The 16,138-nt window shown below is 56.5% G+C and carries 13 protein-coding genes; 7 read left to right on the top strand and 6 right to left on the bottom strand.

The genetic code is table 11. The features are described 5' to 3' along the window. The first annotated feature begins 44 nt into the window (after positions 1 to 44). The gene (gene rapZ / locus UR289_RS08270; protein ID WP_014885397.1) at positions 45 to 899 is read left to right on the top strand and encodes an RNase adapter RapZ; all 855 of its coding nucleotides are present in this window, start codon (positions 45 to 47) and stop codon (positions 897 to 899) included. Then, positions 896 to 1,168, top strand: coding sequence for a PTS phosphocarrier protein NPr (gene npr, locus UR289_RS08265; protein ID WP_003861872.1), 273 nt, complete (start codon positions 896 to 898; stop codon positions 1,166 to 1,168). Before rapZ ends, npr begins: the two co-directional genes overlap by 4 nt. A gap of 39 nt (positions 1,169 to 1,207) precedes the next feature. Here npr and mtgA read toward each other — a convergent pair whose 3' ends face one another. The 5 genes from mtgA to lptF form a co-directional block, all read right to left on the bottom strand. Then, positions 1,208 to 1,933, bottom strand: coding sequence for a monofunctional biosynthetic peptidoglycan transglycosylase (gene mtgA / locus UR289_RS08260; protein WP_320709713.1), 726 nt, complete (start codon positions 1,931 to 1,933; stop codon positions 1,208 to 1,210). Then, positions 1,930 to 2,583 carry an isoprenoid biosynthesis glyoxalase ElbB gene (gene elbB / locus UR289_RS08255; protein WP_320709923.1) on the bottom strand — a complete coding sequence of 218 codons (654 nt, stop codon included), beginning with the start codon at positions 2,581 to 2,583 and terminating at the stop codon, positions 1,930 to 1,932. Before elbB ends, mtgA begins: the two co-directional genes overlap by 4 nt. A gap of 232 nt (positions 2,584 to 2,815) precedes the next feature. Then, a complete protein-coding gene (arcB, locus tag UR289_RS08250) occupies positions 2,816 to 5,149 on the bottom strand; it encodes an aerobic respiration two-component sensor histidine kinase ArcB (protein ID WP_320709712.1) in 2,334 nt (777 codons plus the stop codon). Positions 5,150 to 5,284: 135 nt separating this feature from the next. Next, positions 5,285 to 6,367, bottom strand: a complete 1,083-nt coding sequence (gene lptG, locus UR289_RS08245; protein WP_024906346.1) for an LPS export ABC transporter permease LptG — start codon at positions 6,365 to 6,367, stop codon at positions 5,285 to 5,287. Then, positions 6,367 to 7,467: an LPS export ABC transporter permease LptF gene (lptF, locus tag UR289_RS08240; RefSeq protein ID WP_024906345.1), complete on the bottom strand. Its 1,101-nt coding sequence runs from the start codon at positions 7,465 to 7,467 to the stop codon at positions 6,367 to 6,369. The genes lptG and lptF overlap by 1 nt, the downstream gene beginning before the upstream one ends. 266 nt (positions 7,468 to 7,733) lie before the next feature. Between lptF and pepA the strand changes: the two genes are divergently transcribed. The 5 genes from pepA (at position 7,734) to ahr (ending at position 14,360) form a co-directional block, all read left to right on the top strand. Then, positions 7,734 to 9,245: a leucyl aminopeptidase gene (gene pepA / locus UR289_RS08235; protein ID WP_023309366.1), complete on the top strand. Its 1,512-nt coding sequence runs from the start codon at positions 7,734 to 7,736 to the stop codon at positions 9,243 to 9,245. Between the two features lie 86 nt (positions 9,246 to 9,331). After that, positions 9,332 to 9,775, top strand: a complete 444-nt coding sequence (gene holC, locus UR289_RS08230) for a DNA polymerase III subunit chi (RefSeq protein WP_008502815.1) — start codon at positions 9,332 to 9,334, stop codon at positions 9,773 to 9,775. Next, positions 9,775 to 12,630: a valine--tRNA ligase gene (locus UR289_RS08225; protein ID WP_221702920.1), complete on the top strand. Its 2,856-nt coding sequence runs from the start codon at positions 9,775 to 9,777 to the stop codon at positions 12,628 to 12,630. Before holC ends, UR289_RS08225 begins: the two co-directional genes overlap by 1 nt. Before the next feature lie 123 nt (positions 12,631 to 12,753). Further along, positions 12,754 to 13,257, top strand: coding sequence for a GNAT family N-acetyltransferase (locus UR289_RS08220; protein ID WP_039260409.1), 504 nt, complete (start codon positions 12,754 to 12,756; stop codon positions 13,255 to 13,257). An 83-nt stretch (positions 13,258 to 13,340) separates the two neighbouring features. After that, complete coding sequence (gene ahr, locus UR289_RS08215; protein ID WP_033146757.1) at positions 13,341 to 14,360, top strand: NADPH-dependent aldehyde reductase Ahr; 1,020 nt, start codon at positions 13,341 to 13,343, stop codon at positions 14,358 to 14,360. A 92-nt stretch (positions 14,361 to 14,452) separates the two neighbouring features. Here the strand turns inward: ahr and UR289_RS08210 are convergent, their stop codons facing one another. Continuing rightward, positions 14,453 to 16,099 carry a dihydroxyacetone kinase subunit DhaK gene (locus UR289_RS08210; protein ID WP_045888044.1) on the bottom strand — a complete coding sequence of 549 codons (1,647 nt, stop codon included), beginning with the start codon at positions 16,097 to 16,099 and terminating at the stop codon, positions 14,453 to 14,455. Positions 16,100 to 16,138 lie beyond the last annotated feature (39 nt).

The following is a 16,138-nucleotide window of genomic DNA, read 5'->3' as shown; positions in this document are numbered from 1 at the left end:
CAGGAGATGGCCTTCACATCTGTTGTCCTGAGGAGAAACGGAACATGGTGCTGATGATTGTCAGTGGCCGTTCAGGGTCGGGGAAATCCGTTGCTCTGCGCGCCCTGGAAGACATGGGTTTTTACTGCGTCGATAACCTGCCGGTCGTGTTGTTACCTGATCTGGCCCGCACGCTGGCGGAGAGACAAACCTCTGCCGCGGTCAGTATCGACGTTCGTAACATGCCTGAATCGCCAGAGATCTTCGAACAGGCCATGAGCAACCTGCCTGACGCGTTCTCGCCTCAGCTGCTGTTCCTCGATGCAGACCGCAATACGCTGATCCGCCGCTACAGCGATACCCGTCGTTTGCACCCGCTATCCAGCAAGAACCTCTCTCTGGAGAGCGCTATCGATGAAGAGAGCGACCTGCTGGAGCCGCTGCGTTCTCGTGCCGACCTGATTGTCGACACCTCTGAGATGTCCGTTCACGAGCTGGCGGAAATGCTGCGTACCCGGCTGTTGGGTAAACGCGAGCGCGAACTGACGATGGTGTTCGAATCCTTCGGCTTTAAGCACGGTATTCCGATTGATGCGGATTACGTTTTCGACGTGCGCTTCCTGCCAAACCCGCACTGGGATCCAAAACTGCGTCCAATGACCGGTCTGGATAAGCCGGTGGCGGCGTTCCTCGACCGGCACACAGAAGTACACAATTTTATCTACCAGACGCGAAGCTACCTTGAGCTATGGTTACCTATGCTGGAGACAAACAATCGTAGCTACCTGACGGTGGCGATTGGTTGTACCGGCGGTAAACATCGTTCGGTTTACATCGCCGAACAGCTGGCCGACTATTTCCGCTCGCGCGGTAAGAACGTTCAGTCCCGTCATCGCACGCTGGAAAAACGTAAAACATGACCGTAAAACAAACCGTTGAGATCACCAACAAGCTGGGTATGCATGCACGCCCGGCGATGAAGCTGTTTGAGCTGATGCAAGGTTTCGATGCAGAGGTACTGCTGCGGAATGACGAAGGCACCGAAGCGGAAGCGAACAGCGTGATTGCGCTGCTGATGCTGGATTCCGCCAAAGGGCGCCAGATTGAAGTAGAAGCCACCGGCCCTCAGGAAGAGGAAGCGCTGGCGGCGGTGATTGCCCTGTTTAACGCAGGGTTCGACGAAGATTAAGGTCTGCTATTCAGGCGGGTAGCGCTGCGCTTACCCGCTCTACATAAGATTATTACGCTGCATAAACTCCTCTCCACCCAGCTGATTCATCTGGCGCATAATCCACGCCTGACGGCTTCGCACGTACCCTGATGGGGCAATGGCCTTAAAGCGGATAGGGTTCGGTAACACAGCGGCCAATAGCGCCGCTTCTGACATGCTCAGACGGCTGGCTGGCTTATTAAAATATCGCTGTGCGGCAGCTTCCACGCCAAATATACCGTCGCCAAACTCAGCGACGTTCAGATAGACGGTCAGAATGCGTTTTTTGCTCCAGACCGTTTCCATTCCCAGGGTCAACCCCGCTTCCAGCCCTTTTCGCACCCAGCTTCGACCATCCCACAGAAACAGATTTTTGGCCGTCTGCTGCGACAAGGTTGATGCCCCGCGCACGCGATTTTCATGGCGTTCGTTATGGGCTAGCGCCTTCTCAATGGCCGCCACGTCGAACCCCCAGTGCTCCGGGAATTTCTGGTCCTCCGCCGCGATGACCGCCAGCCCCATGAACGGGGAGATCTCGTCCATGCTCACCCAGTCAGAGTGGGCAACGTAGCCGAAATCGCCGCTGAGCCACGCGCTAAGCTGGCGCTCAACCATAACGGCAGAGAACGGTACCGGCATAATGCTGAATAAAGCCAGCCCGCCCCCCCAGAATACCGCCAGCACAAGTACGATGCGCAAGAGAAAACGTTTCACCCCTGCGCCTGCGGCAAATTTACGCCTCATTCAGTCAGCACCAGCACGCGGGCCACCAGCTTTTCAATACCTGAGGCCGCCTCAGCAATATTGTTCGCCAGCATATAAGCCGGCGTGGTGACAATTTTGTTATCTTCATCAACCACAATGTCATCAACCGGGCACGGAACGTGTTCGCCCCCCATTTCCTCGACGATCTCTGCGGTATCAATATCCGTCCCGATAGTCAGGCGCAGCGGGAAATCAAAAATCCTGGGCAGCATTGCCGGCGCGATGCAGATAAAGCCCTGCGGTTTTCCTGCCGCATGCATGGCCTGCGACAGCGCTTTAAGATGAGGATCGATCTGACACTCCGCACCCTGCGCAGCAAAGGTACTGAGATTTTTGGCCGCGCCAAACCCACCCGGCACAATGAGCGCATCAAGCTCTGTAGGGTCTGCCTGAATAAGAGGATGGATATCACCTCGCGCAATACGCGCGGCTTCAATCAGTACATTACGGGTTTCCGCCATCGGCTCGCCGGTAAGATGATTAATCACATCCGCCTGATTTTTGTCCGGCGCAAAACAAATAACCTCTACTCCCTGCTTAGCCAGGGCCAGCAGCGTGATTACGGCTTCATGTATTTCAGAACCATCATAAACACCGCATCCGCTCAGCACGACACCAATCTTTTTCATCATGACAATCCTTTTCTGCAACTTGCTGAAGCACATTAATAATTTTGATTAAAACGCTATGCTTCACACATTTCACTGATTCATGTAACAAACCATTTAAGATTTGCTATCTTATCTGCGTGCGGCCTAAATTTTTCAGGCAGCGCCCTTTCGAAAATAACTTTATAAAACAGGCGCAGCCACGATTTCCCTGGTGTTGGCGCAGTATTCGCGCACCCCGGTTAATCCGGGGTCATTTTTTTCTGGCGTCTACCCAGGCTTTAAGCACCGCCACATCGTTTTGCCACTCTTGTTTCATCTCTTCAACCCAATCACCCACGTTATCTTCCCATGCAGGTAAATCAGGCGACTGAATCTGTTGACCCAGCTGCTGCAGATGGCGTAAGCCAACCGAGCCGGCGGCACCTTTGATTTTGTGTCCTTCTTCGACGATGCCTTTTTGGTCACGAGCCGTCAGGTTTGATTCCAGCACGCTCAGATAGCCCGGCATCATTTTTTCGAACACCGCCAGACCATCGGTAATCAGTTTCGGACCCACCAGATCGATGTACTGCTCCAGCATCGCGGTATCGAGTATCGTTTGGGCTTTTGCGCTATCAACAGACGTCATGGTGCTCTCCTCTTCATCACGGGTATCCCAGAACTTTTTAATCATGGCGGTCAGAGCAGGCACCGCCAGCGGCTTGCTGAGTACATCGTCCATACCGGCATCGAGATACTCTTTTTTGTCTTTCAGCACATTCGCCGTCAGCGCCACCAGCGGCGGCAGCTCGTCGGCCGCGTACTGACGCGTCAGCTCACGCGAGATATCCAGCCCGGTCATATCCGGCAGCTGGATATCGAGCAGAACAAGATCGTATTCGCCCGGTTTAAACATCTCCAGCGCGGCCTTACCTGTCATGGCGACATCCACGCTGTTGCCCAGTTTTTCCAGCACCGAGCGCGCCACAATCACGTTCAGCTCAATGTCTTCCACCAGCAGGACGTGCAGCGCGGGCAGCGGCATGTCGTCGTTTTCAAAGGTGTCTTCAACCTCTTCCGCCACCGCCGGCGCATGGACCGTCAGCGTGAAGGTTGATCCTTTGCCCGACTGGCTGACAACGGTGATATCGCCCCCCATGCTCTTCGCCAGCCGCTTAGAGACCGCCAGGCCAATGCCCGTTCCTGTCGCCGGTTTCCCACCGTTGCTGTCTTTCACCTGGTAGTACATCGCGAAAATTTTGTCCTGCTCCTCCTGCGGAATACCCATCCCGGAGTCTTCCACCTCGAAGTGCAGCATATCGCCTTCGTCAAAGCGGATGCGCACCGCCACCTGCCCCTTCTGGGTAAATTTCACCGCGTTGCTGATGAGATTCCACAGGATCTGACGCAGACGCGTGCCGTCGGTCACCACTTTATGCGGCAGCGGCAGGGTGGGATCCATGACAAAGCTCAGTCCCTTCTGCTGCGCCTGCAGGCCGGACAGGTTTTCTAGGTCGGCAAGGAAGCTGGTGAAATCAACAGGCTGATTATCAAGCTGAACTTTACGGCGCTCCATCTTATCCATATCAATAATATCGTTGAAGATATTACCCAGCGTGACCGCAGAGACATGGATAGTCTTGAGGTATTTTTCCTGCTCTGCTGTCAGGTCGGTATCCAGCAGAATACGGCTCAGCCCGACAATGCCATTAAGCGGCGTACGCAGCTCGTGGCTGATGGTCGAGATAAAGGTAGTCTTGTCGCGGCTGGCGCGCTCCAGAGCGTCCTGGTAGCGCTTACGCTCGGTGATATCGCGGCCAAAGCCCATCAGGCCGTGGCGTTTCCCCACGCGGTCATAGTAGGGCACCTTACGGATCTCAAAGCAGGCCTTGCGTCCGTCCGGGTAATCCAGCCACTGTTCATAGGTCAGCGAGACGTTATGGCGGAATACTTTTTCGTCCGTCTCCATGACCTTGGCCGCCGCCTCTTCAGAGTAAACGTCCTGCGGCTTCAGGTTAATCAGCTGCTTCTCGCTTTTCCCGGTAAGCAGCTCCATCGCCCGGTTACAGCCGGAAAATTCTTTATCTTCATTACGGTAAAACACCAGATCCGGCGAAGCATCGAGGAACGACCGCAGGAAAGAGGATTGCTGCTCAAGCTGGATCTGCGTGACCTCGCGCTCTTTCATTTCGATTTTCAGCTGTTCCAGCGTGGCCTGACGCTCGGCTTCCGCCTTCTCACGATCGGAAATCTCCTGATTCAGCTGCGCAATATTGTCTTTAAGCTGGACGTTGAGCTTCAGGTCGCGCTCGCGCATCTCTTCCAGTTTATCGACCAGTTTTGACAGACGCTGACGGGACTCTTCCAGCTGTTCAACCACCACGGAAAGGAAATAGACCGCCCAGGGCGTAATGAGCAAGCCAAAGAAGATGGAGCGGATGACGTCGATACTCTCGACCTGACCATGCAGAACCATGGTGACGGCCATTTGTACGACAATGGCCAGAACGACCAGCGCCAGCGCAAGCAGCATGGAGAAACGCACCAGCCCAAGCTTCATCATCAGGTCGACGTAATACTGGGCAAGCATTCGAATTTGCTTCATAGAGGATCCCTTCACGACTTTATCGCTCAATAATACTCAAATTCAGGGCGAGGCGTTGAAGGTTGTGAGAAAAAGTGCGGGGTGAAACAGGAGATTAGCCTCGCTCCCGGTTAACCGGAAGCGAGGAGAGGTCAATCAGGAGCGTTTCAACAGCAGCCAGAGGCTGATCAGGAGGAAACTGGCGCTTGGCAGCAGCGCACCAATTATCGGCGGAATGCCATAAACCAGCGTCAGCGGACCGAAGATCTGATCGAGCACGTAGAACACAAAGCCGAAACTGATACCGGTCACGACGCGCACGCCCATCGGCACGCTGCGTAACGGGCCGAAGATAAACGACAGCGCCATCAGCATCATCACCGCCACGGACATCGGCTGGAAGATCTTGCTCCACATGTTGAGCTGGTAACGTCCCGCATCCTGCCCGCTCGACTTCAGGTATTTCACATAGTTGTGCAAACCGCTGATGGAGAGCGCGTCAGGATCCAGCGCCACAACACCGAGCTTATCGGGCGTCAGGTTGGTTTTCCACGTACCGGTTACCGTCTGAGAACCCGTAATCTGTTTCGGATCGGTCAGGTTAGACTCATCGACCTGGGACAAACGCCACTGTTTATGTTCGGCGTCAAATTTTGCCGAAGAGGCGTGGCGGACTGACTCCAGACGGCGCTGGTCATCGAAAGCATAGATGCTCACCCCACCCAGCTCATCATTCCCCTTCACCCGTTCGATGTAGACGAAGTTTTTACCGTCTTTCGCCCATAAACCTTGTTGGGTCGAGAGCAGCGAGCCGCCGTACATGGCCTGCGCACGGTAGTTACGCGCCATCTGTTCACCCTGCGGCGCGACCCACTCGCCAATCGCCATGGTCAACAGCACCAGTGGGATCGCGGTTTTCATTACCGACAGCGCAACCTGCATGCGGGTAAAGCCCGAGGCCTGCATAACGACCAGCTCACTGCGCTGCGCCAGCATCCCCAGCCCCAGCAGCGCGCCCAGCAGGGCCGCCATCGGGAAGAAAATCTGCACATCTTTCGGCACGCTGAGCAGGGTATACATCCCCGCGCCCATCGCGTCATAGCTCCCCTGGCCGGCTTTTTTCAGCTGATCGACAAATTTGATTATGCCGGAGAGCGACACCAGCATGAACAACGTCATCATGATGGTGGTAAAAATGGTTTTACCGATATAGCGATCAAGAACGCCAAACGCCTGCATTAGATGGCTCCTTTACGCGAGAATCGGGCACGTATGCGGCGCACAGGCACCGTATCCCACAGGTTTAATCCCAGCGCCAGTAAGATGTACAGGCTGTTGACGAACCATGTCCAGACCATAGGGTCCAGCTTACCCTTCGCGCCGTTAGAACGAATCGAGGTTTGCAGCAGGAAATAGATCAGGTAAAGCAGCATCGCCGGCAGCATAGAGAGCACACGGCCCTGGCGCGGGTTCACCACGCTCAGCGGAACGACAATCAGCGCCATCATAAATACGGTGAAGACAAGCGTAATACGCCAGTGGAACTCAGCACGCGCTCTGTCGGTATCGGTATTCCACAGGGTACGCATGTCCATTTGTTCGGTATCCGTTGGATCGAGCGCCACCGCCTGATGGCCGATAATGGCCTGATAGTTCTGGAAATCCGTAATACGGAAGTCGCGCAGCATGGCGGTGCCTTCGAAACGGGTGCCTTTGTTCAGCGTCACGATCTGAGAACCATCTTTGCGCTGAGCAAGCTGACCGGAGTCTGCAACCACCACGGAAGGACGCGCGTTACCTTTGGGACGTAACTGCGCCAGGAATACGTCGTTGAATTTACTGCCGTCAACGCTCTCAATAAACAGCACGGAGTTACCGTCGGTCGCCTGCTGGAACTGCCCCTGGGCTAAGGCTGCCATGCCGGGGTTGGCTTTTGCTTCGGCCAGCACTTCGTCCTGATGACGGGAAGACATGGGACCCGCCCACATCACATTCACCGCCGCGACAATACCCGTGAACAGCGCCAGTATCATGGCCGCTTTCACCAGTACCGCTTTGCTCAGGCCACAGGCATGCATCACCGTGATTTCACTCTCGGTGTAGAGTTTCCCAAGCGTCATGAGCAGGCCAAGGAAAAGACTTAGCGGCAGGATGAGCTGCGCCATTTCCGGGATCCCTAAGCCAAGCAGGGAAAGCACCAGATTTGTTGGAATTTCGCCGTCAACGGCCGCACCGAGGATCTTAACCAGCTTCTGACAGAAAAAAATCAGCAGCAGGATGAAGAGGATCGCCAGTTGGCTTTTGAGCGTCTCCCGCACCAGATATCTTATGATTATCACTTTAAATACGCCCGTAAAAACCCGTCTCTTTGCTGGAAAATCGCTTGTTTCATGGCTTAAACGTCATTTATTCTCTTGAGTCGTCGAAATCATCGCTAAGATTAAAACATCCGGCGGATTCACGCTTCAGGACTTTTTCTGACGTGTCGAAACCGTAGTAACGTAAGATTAACACGAAGTCACCACAACAGCGGACATGAGTTACGAAAGGTTTCAATTCTATCCGTAGCTGCCGCCGTTGTCTTTAAGATTCAGGAGCGTAGTGCATGGAGTTCAGTGTAAAAAGCGGTAGCCCGGAGAAACAGCGGAGTGCCTGCATCGTTGTGGGCGTCTTTGAACCACGCCGACTCTCCCCGATCGCCGAGCAACTCGATAAAATCAGTGACGGCTATATTAGCGCCCTGCTGCGCCGTGGCGAACTGGAAGGCAAACCTGGGCAGACGCTGTTACTGCACCATGTTCCGAACGTGCTGTCAGAACGTATTCTGCTGATTGGCTGCGGCAAAGAACGCGAGCTTGATGAACGTCAGTATAAGCAGGTGATTCAGAAAACAATCAATACGCTGAATGATACCGGCTCAATGGAAGCCGTCTGCTTCCTGACGGAGCTGCACGTTAAAGGGCGTAACACCTACTGGAAAGTGCGTCAGGCGGTTGAAACGGCAAAAGAGAGCCTGTACAGCTTCGATCAGCTGAAGACCAATAAAAGCGAGCCGCGTCGTCCGCTGCGTAAAATGGTCTTTAACGTGCCAACCCGTCGCGAGTTGACCAGCGGCGAACGCGCGATCCAGCACGGTCTGGCGATCGCAGCCGGCATTAAAGCGGCCAAAGATCTCGGCAACATGCCGCCTAATATCTGTAACGCGGCGTACCTGGCCTCTCAGGCACGTCAGCTGGCCGACGCCTACAGCAAAAACGTCATTACCCGCGTCATCGGCGAACAGCAGATGAAAGAGCTGGGGATGCACTCTTACCTTGCGGTCGGTAACGGCTCGCAGAACGAATCCCTGATGTCCGTCATCGAGTACAAAGGCAATCCGTCCGAAGACGCGCGCCCGATTGTGCTCGTCGGTAAAGGCCTGACCTTCGATTCCGGCGGTATCTCCATCAAGCCTGCCGAAGGCATGGATGAGATGAAGTACGACATGTGCGGTGCGGCGGCGGTTTACGGCGTGATGCGCATGGTCGCGGAACTGCAGTTGCCTATCAACGTGATCGGCGTACTTGCGGGCTGCGAAAACATGCCTGGCGGGCGCGCCTATCGTCCGGGTGACGTTCTGACCACCATGTCCGGCCAGACCGTTGAAGTGCTGAACACCGACGCCGAAGGCCGTCTGGTGCTGTGTGACGTGCTGACCTATGTTGAGCGCTTCGAGCCGGAAGCGGTGATTGACGTCGCTACCCTCACCGGAGCCTGTGTGATTGCGCTGGGTCACCATATCACCGGCCTGATGTCGAACCACAATCCTCTGGCGCACGAGCTTATTGGTGCCTCAGAGCAGGCCGGGGATCGCGCATGGCGTCTGCCGCTGGGTGACGAGTATCAGGATCAGCTGGAGTCTAACTTTGCGGATATGGCGAACATTGGCGGACGTCCTGGCGGGGCGATCACCGCGGGCTGCTTCCTGGCACGCTTCACCCGCAAGTACAACTGGGCGCACCTGGATATCGCGGGCACCGCATGGCGCTCCGGTAAAGCCAAAGGCGCAACCGGCCGTCCAGTGGCGCTGCTGTCGCAGTTCCTGCTGAACCGCGCAGGTTTTAACGGCGACGAGTAAGTCAAAACGGCAGTAAACCGTAGGCCGGGTAAGGCGAAGCCGCCACCCGGCTTAAGCATTTAAAGTGAGCACAAGAAGCCCCATATATGAAGAATGCAACGTTCTACCTTCTGGACAACGACACCCATCAGGATGGCCTCAGCGCCGTAGAACAGCTGGTGTGTGAAATTGCCGCAGAACGTTGGCGCGCAGGTAAACGCGTTCTGATTGCCTGTGAAGATGAACAGCAGGCGATTCGCCTGGATGAAGCGCTGTGGGCGCGCCCCCCGGAGAGTTTTGTGCCGCATAATCTGTCGGGCGAAGGCCCGCGCGGCGGTGCACCGGTTGAAATTGCCTGGCCGCAAAAGCGCAACAGCAGCGCGCGCGATATTCTGATTAGCCTGCGGATAGATTTTGCAGATTTTGCCACCGCTTTCACAGAAGTGGTAGACTTTGTCCCTTACGAAGAATCTTTAAAACAACTGGCGCGCGAACGCTATAAAGCGTACCGCCTGGCTGGTTTTAACCTGAATACGGCAACCTGGAAATAATGGAAAAGACATATAACCCACGCGATATCGAACAGCCGCTTTACGAGCACTGGGAACAGCAGGGCTATTTCAAGCCTAACGGCGACGAAAGCAAAGAGTCCTTCTGCATCATGATCCCGCCGCCGAACGTCACCGGCAGTTTGCATATGGGTCATGCTTTCCAGCAGACCATCATGGACACCATGATCCGCTACCAGCGTATGCAGGGTAAAAACACCCTGTGGCAGGCGGGGACTGACCACGCGGGTATCGCGACCCAGATGGTGGTTGAGCGTAAAATTGCCGCTGAAGAAGGTAAAACCCGCCACGACTACGGTCGCGACGCGTTCATCGACAAAATCTGGCAGTGGAAGGCGGAATCCGGCGGCACCATTACCCGTCAGATGCGCCGTCTCGGCAACTCCGTGGACTGGGAGCGCGAACGCTTCACCATGGATGAAGGCCTGTCCAACGCCGTTAAAGAAGTCTTCGTCCGCCTGTACAAAGAAGACCTGATTTACCGCGGCAAACGCCTGGTAAACTGGGATCCGAAACTGCGCACCGCCATCTCTGACCTGGAAGTGGAAAACCGCGAGTCTAAAGGCTCCATGTGGCACATCCGCTATCCACTGGCCGATGGCGCAAAAACCGCAGACGGTAAAGATTACCTGGTGGTCGCAACGACCCGTCCGGAAACCCTGCTGGGTGATACCGGCGTGGCCGTTAACCCGGAAGATCCGCGTTATAAAGATCTGATCGGCAAATTCGTGGTGCTGCCGCTGGTAAACCGCCGTATTCCGATTGTGGGCGACGAACACGCCGATATGGAAAAAGGCACCGGCTGCGTAAAAATCACCCCGGCGCACGACTTCAACGACTATGAAGTTGGTCGTCGTCACGCCCTGCCGATGATCAACATTCTGACCTTCGACGGCGATATCCGCGAAAGCGCAGAAGTGTACGATACCAAAGGCAACGAATCCGACGTTTACTCCAGCGACATCCCGGCTGAGTTCCAGAAGCTGGAGCGTTTTGCCGCGCGTAAAGCCATCGTGGCTGCCGTTGACGCGCTCGGCCTGCTGGAAGAGATCAAACCTCACGATCTGACCGTGCCGTACGGCGACCGTGGCGGCGTGGTTATCGAGCCAATGCTGACCGACCAGTGGTACGTGCGTGCCGACGTGCTGGCGAAACCGGCTGTGGAAGCGGTTGAAAACGGCAGCATTCAGTTCGTGCCGAAGCAGTACGAAAACATGTACTTCTCCTGGATGCGCGACATTCAGGACTGGTGTATCTCCCGTCAGCTGTGGTGGGGTCACCGTATTCCGGCGTGGTACGACAACGAAGGCAACGTTTACGTTGGCCGTAGCGAAGACGAAGTGCGTCAGGAAAACAACCTGAGCGCGAACGTTGCGCTGCGTCAGGACGAAGACGTGCTGGACACCTGGTTCTCCTCCGCGCTGTGGACCTTCTCCACCCTCGGCTGGCCAGAAAACACCGACGCGCTGCGTCAGTTCCACCCAACCAGCGTGATGGTGTCCGGCTTCGACATTATCTTCTTCTGGATTGCCCGCATGATCATGATGACCATGCACTTCATCAAAGACGAAGACGGCAAGCCGCAGGTTCCGTTCCATACCGTCTACATGACCGGTCTGATCCGCGACGACGAAGGCCAGAAAATGTCCAAGTCCAAGGGTAACGTTATTGACCCGCTGGACATGGTTGACGGTATCTCTCTGGAAGATCTGCTGGAAAAACGTACCGGCAACATGATGCAGCCGCAGCTGGCTGAGAAAATCCGCAAGCGTACCGAGAAGCAGTTCCCGAACGGGATCGAGTCTCACGGTACCGACGCCCTGCGCTTCACCCTGGCGGCACTGGCCTCAACCGGTCGTGACATCAACTGGGACATGAAGCGTCTGGAAGGTTACCGTAACTTCTGTAACAAGCTGTGGAACGCCAGCCGCTTCGTGCTGATGAATACCGAAGATCAGGATTGCGGCTTCAACGGCGGCGAGATGACGCTGTCTCTGGCAGACCGCTGGATCCTGGCGGAATTCAACCAGACGGTGAAAGCGTTCCGCGAGGCGCTGGACAGCTACCGCTTCGATATCGCGGCGGGCATCCTGTATGAATTCACCTGGAACCAGTTCTGCGACTGGTATCTGGAGCTGGCGAAGCCGGTGATGAACGGCGGCACTGAGGCGGAGCTGCGCGGCACGCGCAACACGCTGATTACCGTTCTGGAAGGTCTGCTGCGCCTGGCGCATCCGGTCATTCCATTCATCACCGAAACCATCTGGCAGCGCGTGAAGGTGATTGCAGGCATCAACGCCGATACCATCATGCTGCAGCCGTTCCCGGAATTCGATGCGGCCAAGGTTGATGAAGCGGCGTCCGCGGATACCGAGTGGCTGAAACAGGCGATCGTTGCGGTACGTAACATCCGTGCTGAAATGAACATCGCCCCAGGCAAACCGCTGGAGCTGCTGCTGCGTGGCTGCAGCGAGGCTGCCGTTCGTCGCGTCACCGAGAATAACACCTTCCTGAAAACCATGGCGCGTCTGGAAAGCATCACCGTGCTGCCTGCGGATGACAAAGGTCCGGTTTCCGTGACCAAAATCATCGACGGCGCCGAGCTGCTGATCCCGATGGCGGGCCTGATCGACAAAGACGCCGAGCTGGCTCGTCTGGCGAAAGAAGTGGCGAAAGTCGACGTGGAAATTGGCAAAATCGAAAGCAAGCTGGCGAACGAAGGCTTTGTCGCCCGCGCGCCGGAAGCGGTCATCGCGAAAGAGCGCGAGCGTCTGGTTGCCTTCGCCGATGCGAAGACCAAGCTGATCGAGCAACAGGCGGTTATCGCAGCCCTGTAATGCTTTTACCCCTTACGCTTCAGGGCGTAAGGGGTATCCTTCCTGAAAACTCCTCGCTTGCACTCCCCTTTCTGCGGTGCTATTAACAGCAGTTATGTGTCAATTTTTGTAATGAGTAATGCTATGAGCGTGATTACCCCCGTCGCGACGACGATGCGCCGGATCGCTGAGCAGGATAACCCGGCAATCGCCGCCGTTATCCGCACCGTTTCTGCCGAATATGGCCTGACGGCTGACAAAGGCTACACGGTTGCCGACCCGAACCTGGACGAGCTTTACCAGCTCTACAGCCAGCCAGGGCATGCCTACTGGGTAATCGAGCAGAACGGTCAGGTTGTGGGCGGCGGCGGCGTGGCGCCCCTCAGCTGCAGCGAGCCGGATATCTGTGAGCTGCAGAAAATGTATTTTCTGCCAACGGCGCGCGGGCAAGGGCTGGCGAAAAAGCTGGCGCTGATGGCGCTGGACCACGCGCGCAAGCAGGGTTTTACCCGCTGCTACCTGGAAACCACCGCTTTCCTCAAAGAGGCCATCGGCCTGTATGAACATCTGGGCTTTGAGCATATCGATGCGCCGCTGGGCTGTACCGGCCACGTTGATTGCGAAGTCAGAATGCTGAAAAGTCTGTAAGTTTCGTTCCTGCCCTGTTCTGTTAAGCGGCTGTAAACTGAATGCTCTACACTCTCAGTTCACACCACAACGGGGGAAACACGATGTCGAAGATAAAAAGCTACGCCGCACCGCAGGCGGGTGCAGAACTTGAGCTGTACGAGTACGATGCGGGCGAACTAAAAGCAGAAGACGTCGAAGTACAGGTTGATTACTGCGGGATCTGCCACTCGGATCTCTCGATGATCGATAACGAATGGGGCTTCTCCAGCTATCCGCTGGTTGCCGGGCACGAAGTTATTGGCCGCGTCGTGGCGCTCGGTAGCGCCGCGCAGGACAAAGGGCTGAAAGTGGGCCAGCGCGTGGGCATTGGCTGGACGGCACGCAGCTGTGGCCACTGTGACGCCTGTATCAGCGGCAATCAGATCAACTGCCTCGAGGGCGCCGTTCCCACCATTCTGAACAAAGGCGGTTTTGCCGACAAACTGCGCGCCGACTGGCAATGGGTGATCCCGCTGCCGGACAGCATTGATATCGAATCCGCCGGTCCGCTGCTGTGCGGCGGTATCACCGTCTTCAAACCCCTGCTGATGCACCATATCACCGCCACCAGCCGCGTGGGTGTCATCGGTATTGGCGGTCTGGGCCATATCGCCATCAAGCTGCTGCACGCGATGGGCTGTGAAGTCACGGCGTTCAGCTCGAACCCGGCGAAAGAGAAAGAAGTGCTGGCGATGGGTGCGGATAAAGTCGTGAACAGCCGCGATCCTGACGCGCTGAACGCGCTGGCTGGGCAGTTTGATCTGATCATCAACACCGTTAACGTGGATCTCAACTGGCAGCCGTACTTTGAGGCGCTGGCCTACGGCGGTAACTTCCACACCGTAGGTGCCGTGATGAAGCCGCTGCCGGTTCCGGCGTTTACCCTGATCGGCGGGGATCGCAGCGTGTCAGGCTCCGCGACCGGTACGCCGTTTGAGTTGCGCAAGCTGATGAAGTTTGCCGGACGCACCAAAGTGGCGCCGACCACCGAACTGTATCCGATGTCGAAAATCAACGAAGCGATCCAGCACGTGCGTGACGGCAAAGCCCGCTACCGCGTGGTGTTGAAAGCGGATTTTTGATGTGACATTGGCGGGGAATGTGCGGCCTGATGCCATCACCCCAACCCTCTCCCACAGGGAGAGGGCGCACACACTAAAAACGGTAACGGTCGTTACCGTTTTGCATCTACCATGGCCTTAAACACCTCAGCCACCGCGACCGCACCGGGATCCATTACCCCATCCAGATTCTCTTTATTCACATACGACGAGCGCCCCGCACCGGCTTTCGCCATTTTCGCCGTTGCTTCGGCACCGTGCTGTGCTGCCTTCGCCGCTGCCTGAAGATCGCCATTCTTCAATGCTTCAAGCGCCGGTTGCAGCGCGTCGATCAGGGTACGATCGCCGAGATCTGCCCCACCGTACTGCTTCATCTGCGCCAGCCCGCTGAGCAATGCCTCGGGCAGCGGCTGACCATCGTGAAGCTTTTGCCCGGCCGCGGTGAAGAAGATCGACATCAGCACCCCGCTCGATCCGCCCATCACCGTCGCCAGCCGCTCGCCCACCAGCAACAGCAGCGTCGATACGTTATCAAGCGGGAGCTTGCGATCCTCCAGACGCTGCGCAATATCCCGCGCCCCTTGCGCAAAAGTGGAGCCGGTATCGCCGTCGCCCACTTTGGCATCCAGCGCGTTCAGTCGGTTTTCCAGCTGGAGCAGCGTTTTCGTCACCGAGGAAACATACTCGCCCACCCGCAGATTGTCCGACGGAGTGTATTCCACGCGATCGTGAATGGCGGTATGCGCCACGGTGCGCAGTGGCGCAAACGCCACGGGCTTCTGCCAGCCCAGCGTTTCGACCTCGGCGTGAATCGCCTTTTCAAAGAAGTCATTAAGCTTCAGCAGCGTGAGCGAAAAGCCCTTCATGTCCAGCGCGCTCACCAGCGGCGCGGGGCCTATCAGGTACGCGATCTCCTCTTTCAGCGCCGAATGCGCCAGCTCTTTGGTCAGCAGCGCCATCTCCAGCGCCGATACGCCGCCGAGATTGTTAATCAATACCGCAAACCGCCCTTCTCCCGCCTGCGCGCGTAACGGCGTCACCAGCGTGTCGATAATGGCTTTACTGTTCTGCGTATCCACGACGGAAGCACCGGGCTCGCCGTGAATGCCCAGCCCCAGCTCGACATGGCCCTGCTTAATGCGCCCCTCTTCCTCGTCGCTGCCCGGCAGGTTGCACGTTTGCATCGCAACGCCCAGGCTCCAGAGGTTATCGCAGGCCTGTTGCGCAATATCCCGCACCTCGCTTAGCGATTTACCGTGCTCCGCCGCATAGCCCGCAATCTTGTGCACCAGTGCCGTACCGGCAATACCGCGCGGCTGTTTGTTATCCGGCAGCGCGATATCGTCCGCCACGATCGCCATCTCCACCTTCAGGCCGTAGCGTTTGGCCTTTTCTGCCGCCAGACCAAAGTTCAGGCGATCGCCGGTGTAGTTTTTGACGATCAGCAGACAGCCGCGATCGCCCGTGACCGCCACAATGGCGTTCAGCACCGCATCCACGCTCGGCGAGGCAAACAGATCGCCACACACTGCCGCCGTCAGCATCCCTTTGCCAACAAACCCGGCGTGCGCGGGTTCGTGGCCTGAGCCGCCGCCGGAGATCACCGCCACGCGGCTTTTGTCCCAGTCGCCGCGTGCGACGATCCTGATGGCCGGATCGATATCAAGTTTGACGAGGTTTGCGTGTGGCGCAGAAAGCAGTATGCCTTCAATGGCATCGTTGACCAGCTGTTTGCGATCGTTAAAGAAGAATCTGGACATCGTTTCCCACTATTTTTGTGAACCGTATGCAAAAGCATA

Source organism: Enterobacter sp. 302C9, assembly GCF_034106085.1.
In the GTDB taxonomy this organism is placed as follows: domain Bacteria; phylum Pseudomonadota; class Gammaproteobacteria; order Enterobacterales; family Enterobacteriaceae; genus Enterobacter; species Enterobacter asburiae_B.
The sequence above is the reverse complement of the archived record's forward strand: the minus strand, read 5'-3'. Positions and strand labels throughout refer to the sequence as shown.

Excerpts from the sequence above, each read along its gene's own strand:
- npr (WP_003861872.1), top strand. The coding sequence starts at position 896 with ATGACCGTAAAACAAACCGTTGAGATCACCAACAAGCTGGGTATGCAT.
- UR289_RS08210 (WP_045888044.1), bottom strand. The coding sequence starts at position 16,099 with ATGTCCAGATTCTTCTTTAACGATCGCAAACAGCTGGTCAACGATGCC.
- mtgA (WP_320709713.1), bottom strand. The coding sequence starts at position 1,933 with ATGAGGCGTAAATTTGCCGCAGGCGCAGGGGTGAAACGTTTTCTCTTG.
- rapZ (WP_014885397.1), top strand. The coding sequence starts at position 45 with ATGGTGCTGATGATTGTCAGTGGCCGTTCAGGGTCGGGGAAATCCGTT.
- lptG (WP_024906346.1), bottom strand. The coding sequence starts at position 6,367 with ATGCAGGCGTTTGGCGTTCTTGATCGCTATATCGGTAAAACCATTTTT.
- UR289_RS08225 (WP_221702920.1), top strand. The coding sequence starts at position 9,775 with ATGGAAAAGACATATAACCCACGCGATATCGAACAGCCGCTTTACGAG.
- pepA (WP_023309366.1), top strand. The coding sequence starts at position 7,734 with ATGGAGTTCAGTGTAAAAAGCGGTAGCCCGGAGAAACAGCGGAGTGCC.
- elbB (WP_320709923.1), bottom strand. The coding sequence starts at position 2,583 with ATGAAAAAGATTGGTGTCGTGCTGAGCGGATGCGGTGTTTATGATGGT.
- ahr (WP_033146757.1), top strand. The coding sequence starts at position 13,341 with ATGTCGAAGATAAAAAGCTACGCCGCACCGCAGGCGGGTGCAGAACTT.
- UR289_RS08220 (WP_039260409.1), top strand. The coding sequence starts at position 12,754 with ATGAGCGTGATTACCCCCGTCGCGACGACGATGCGCCGGATCGCTGAG.
- arcB (WP_320709712.1), bottom strand. The coding sequence starts at position 5,149 with ATGAAGCAAATTCGAATGCTTGCCCAGTATTACGTCGACCTGATGATG.
- holC (WP_008502815.1), top strand. The coding sequence starts at position 9,332 with ATGAAGAATGCAACGTTCTACCTTCTGGACAACGACACCCATCAGGAT.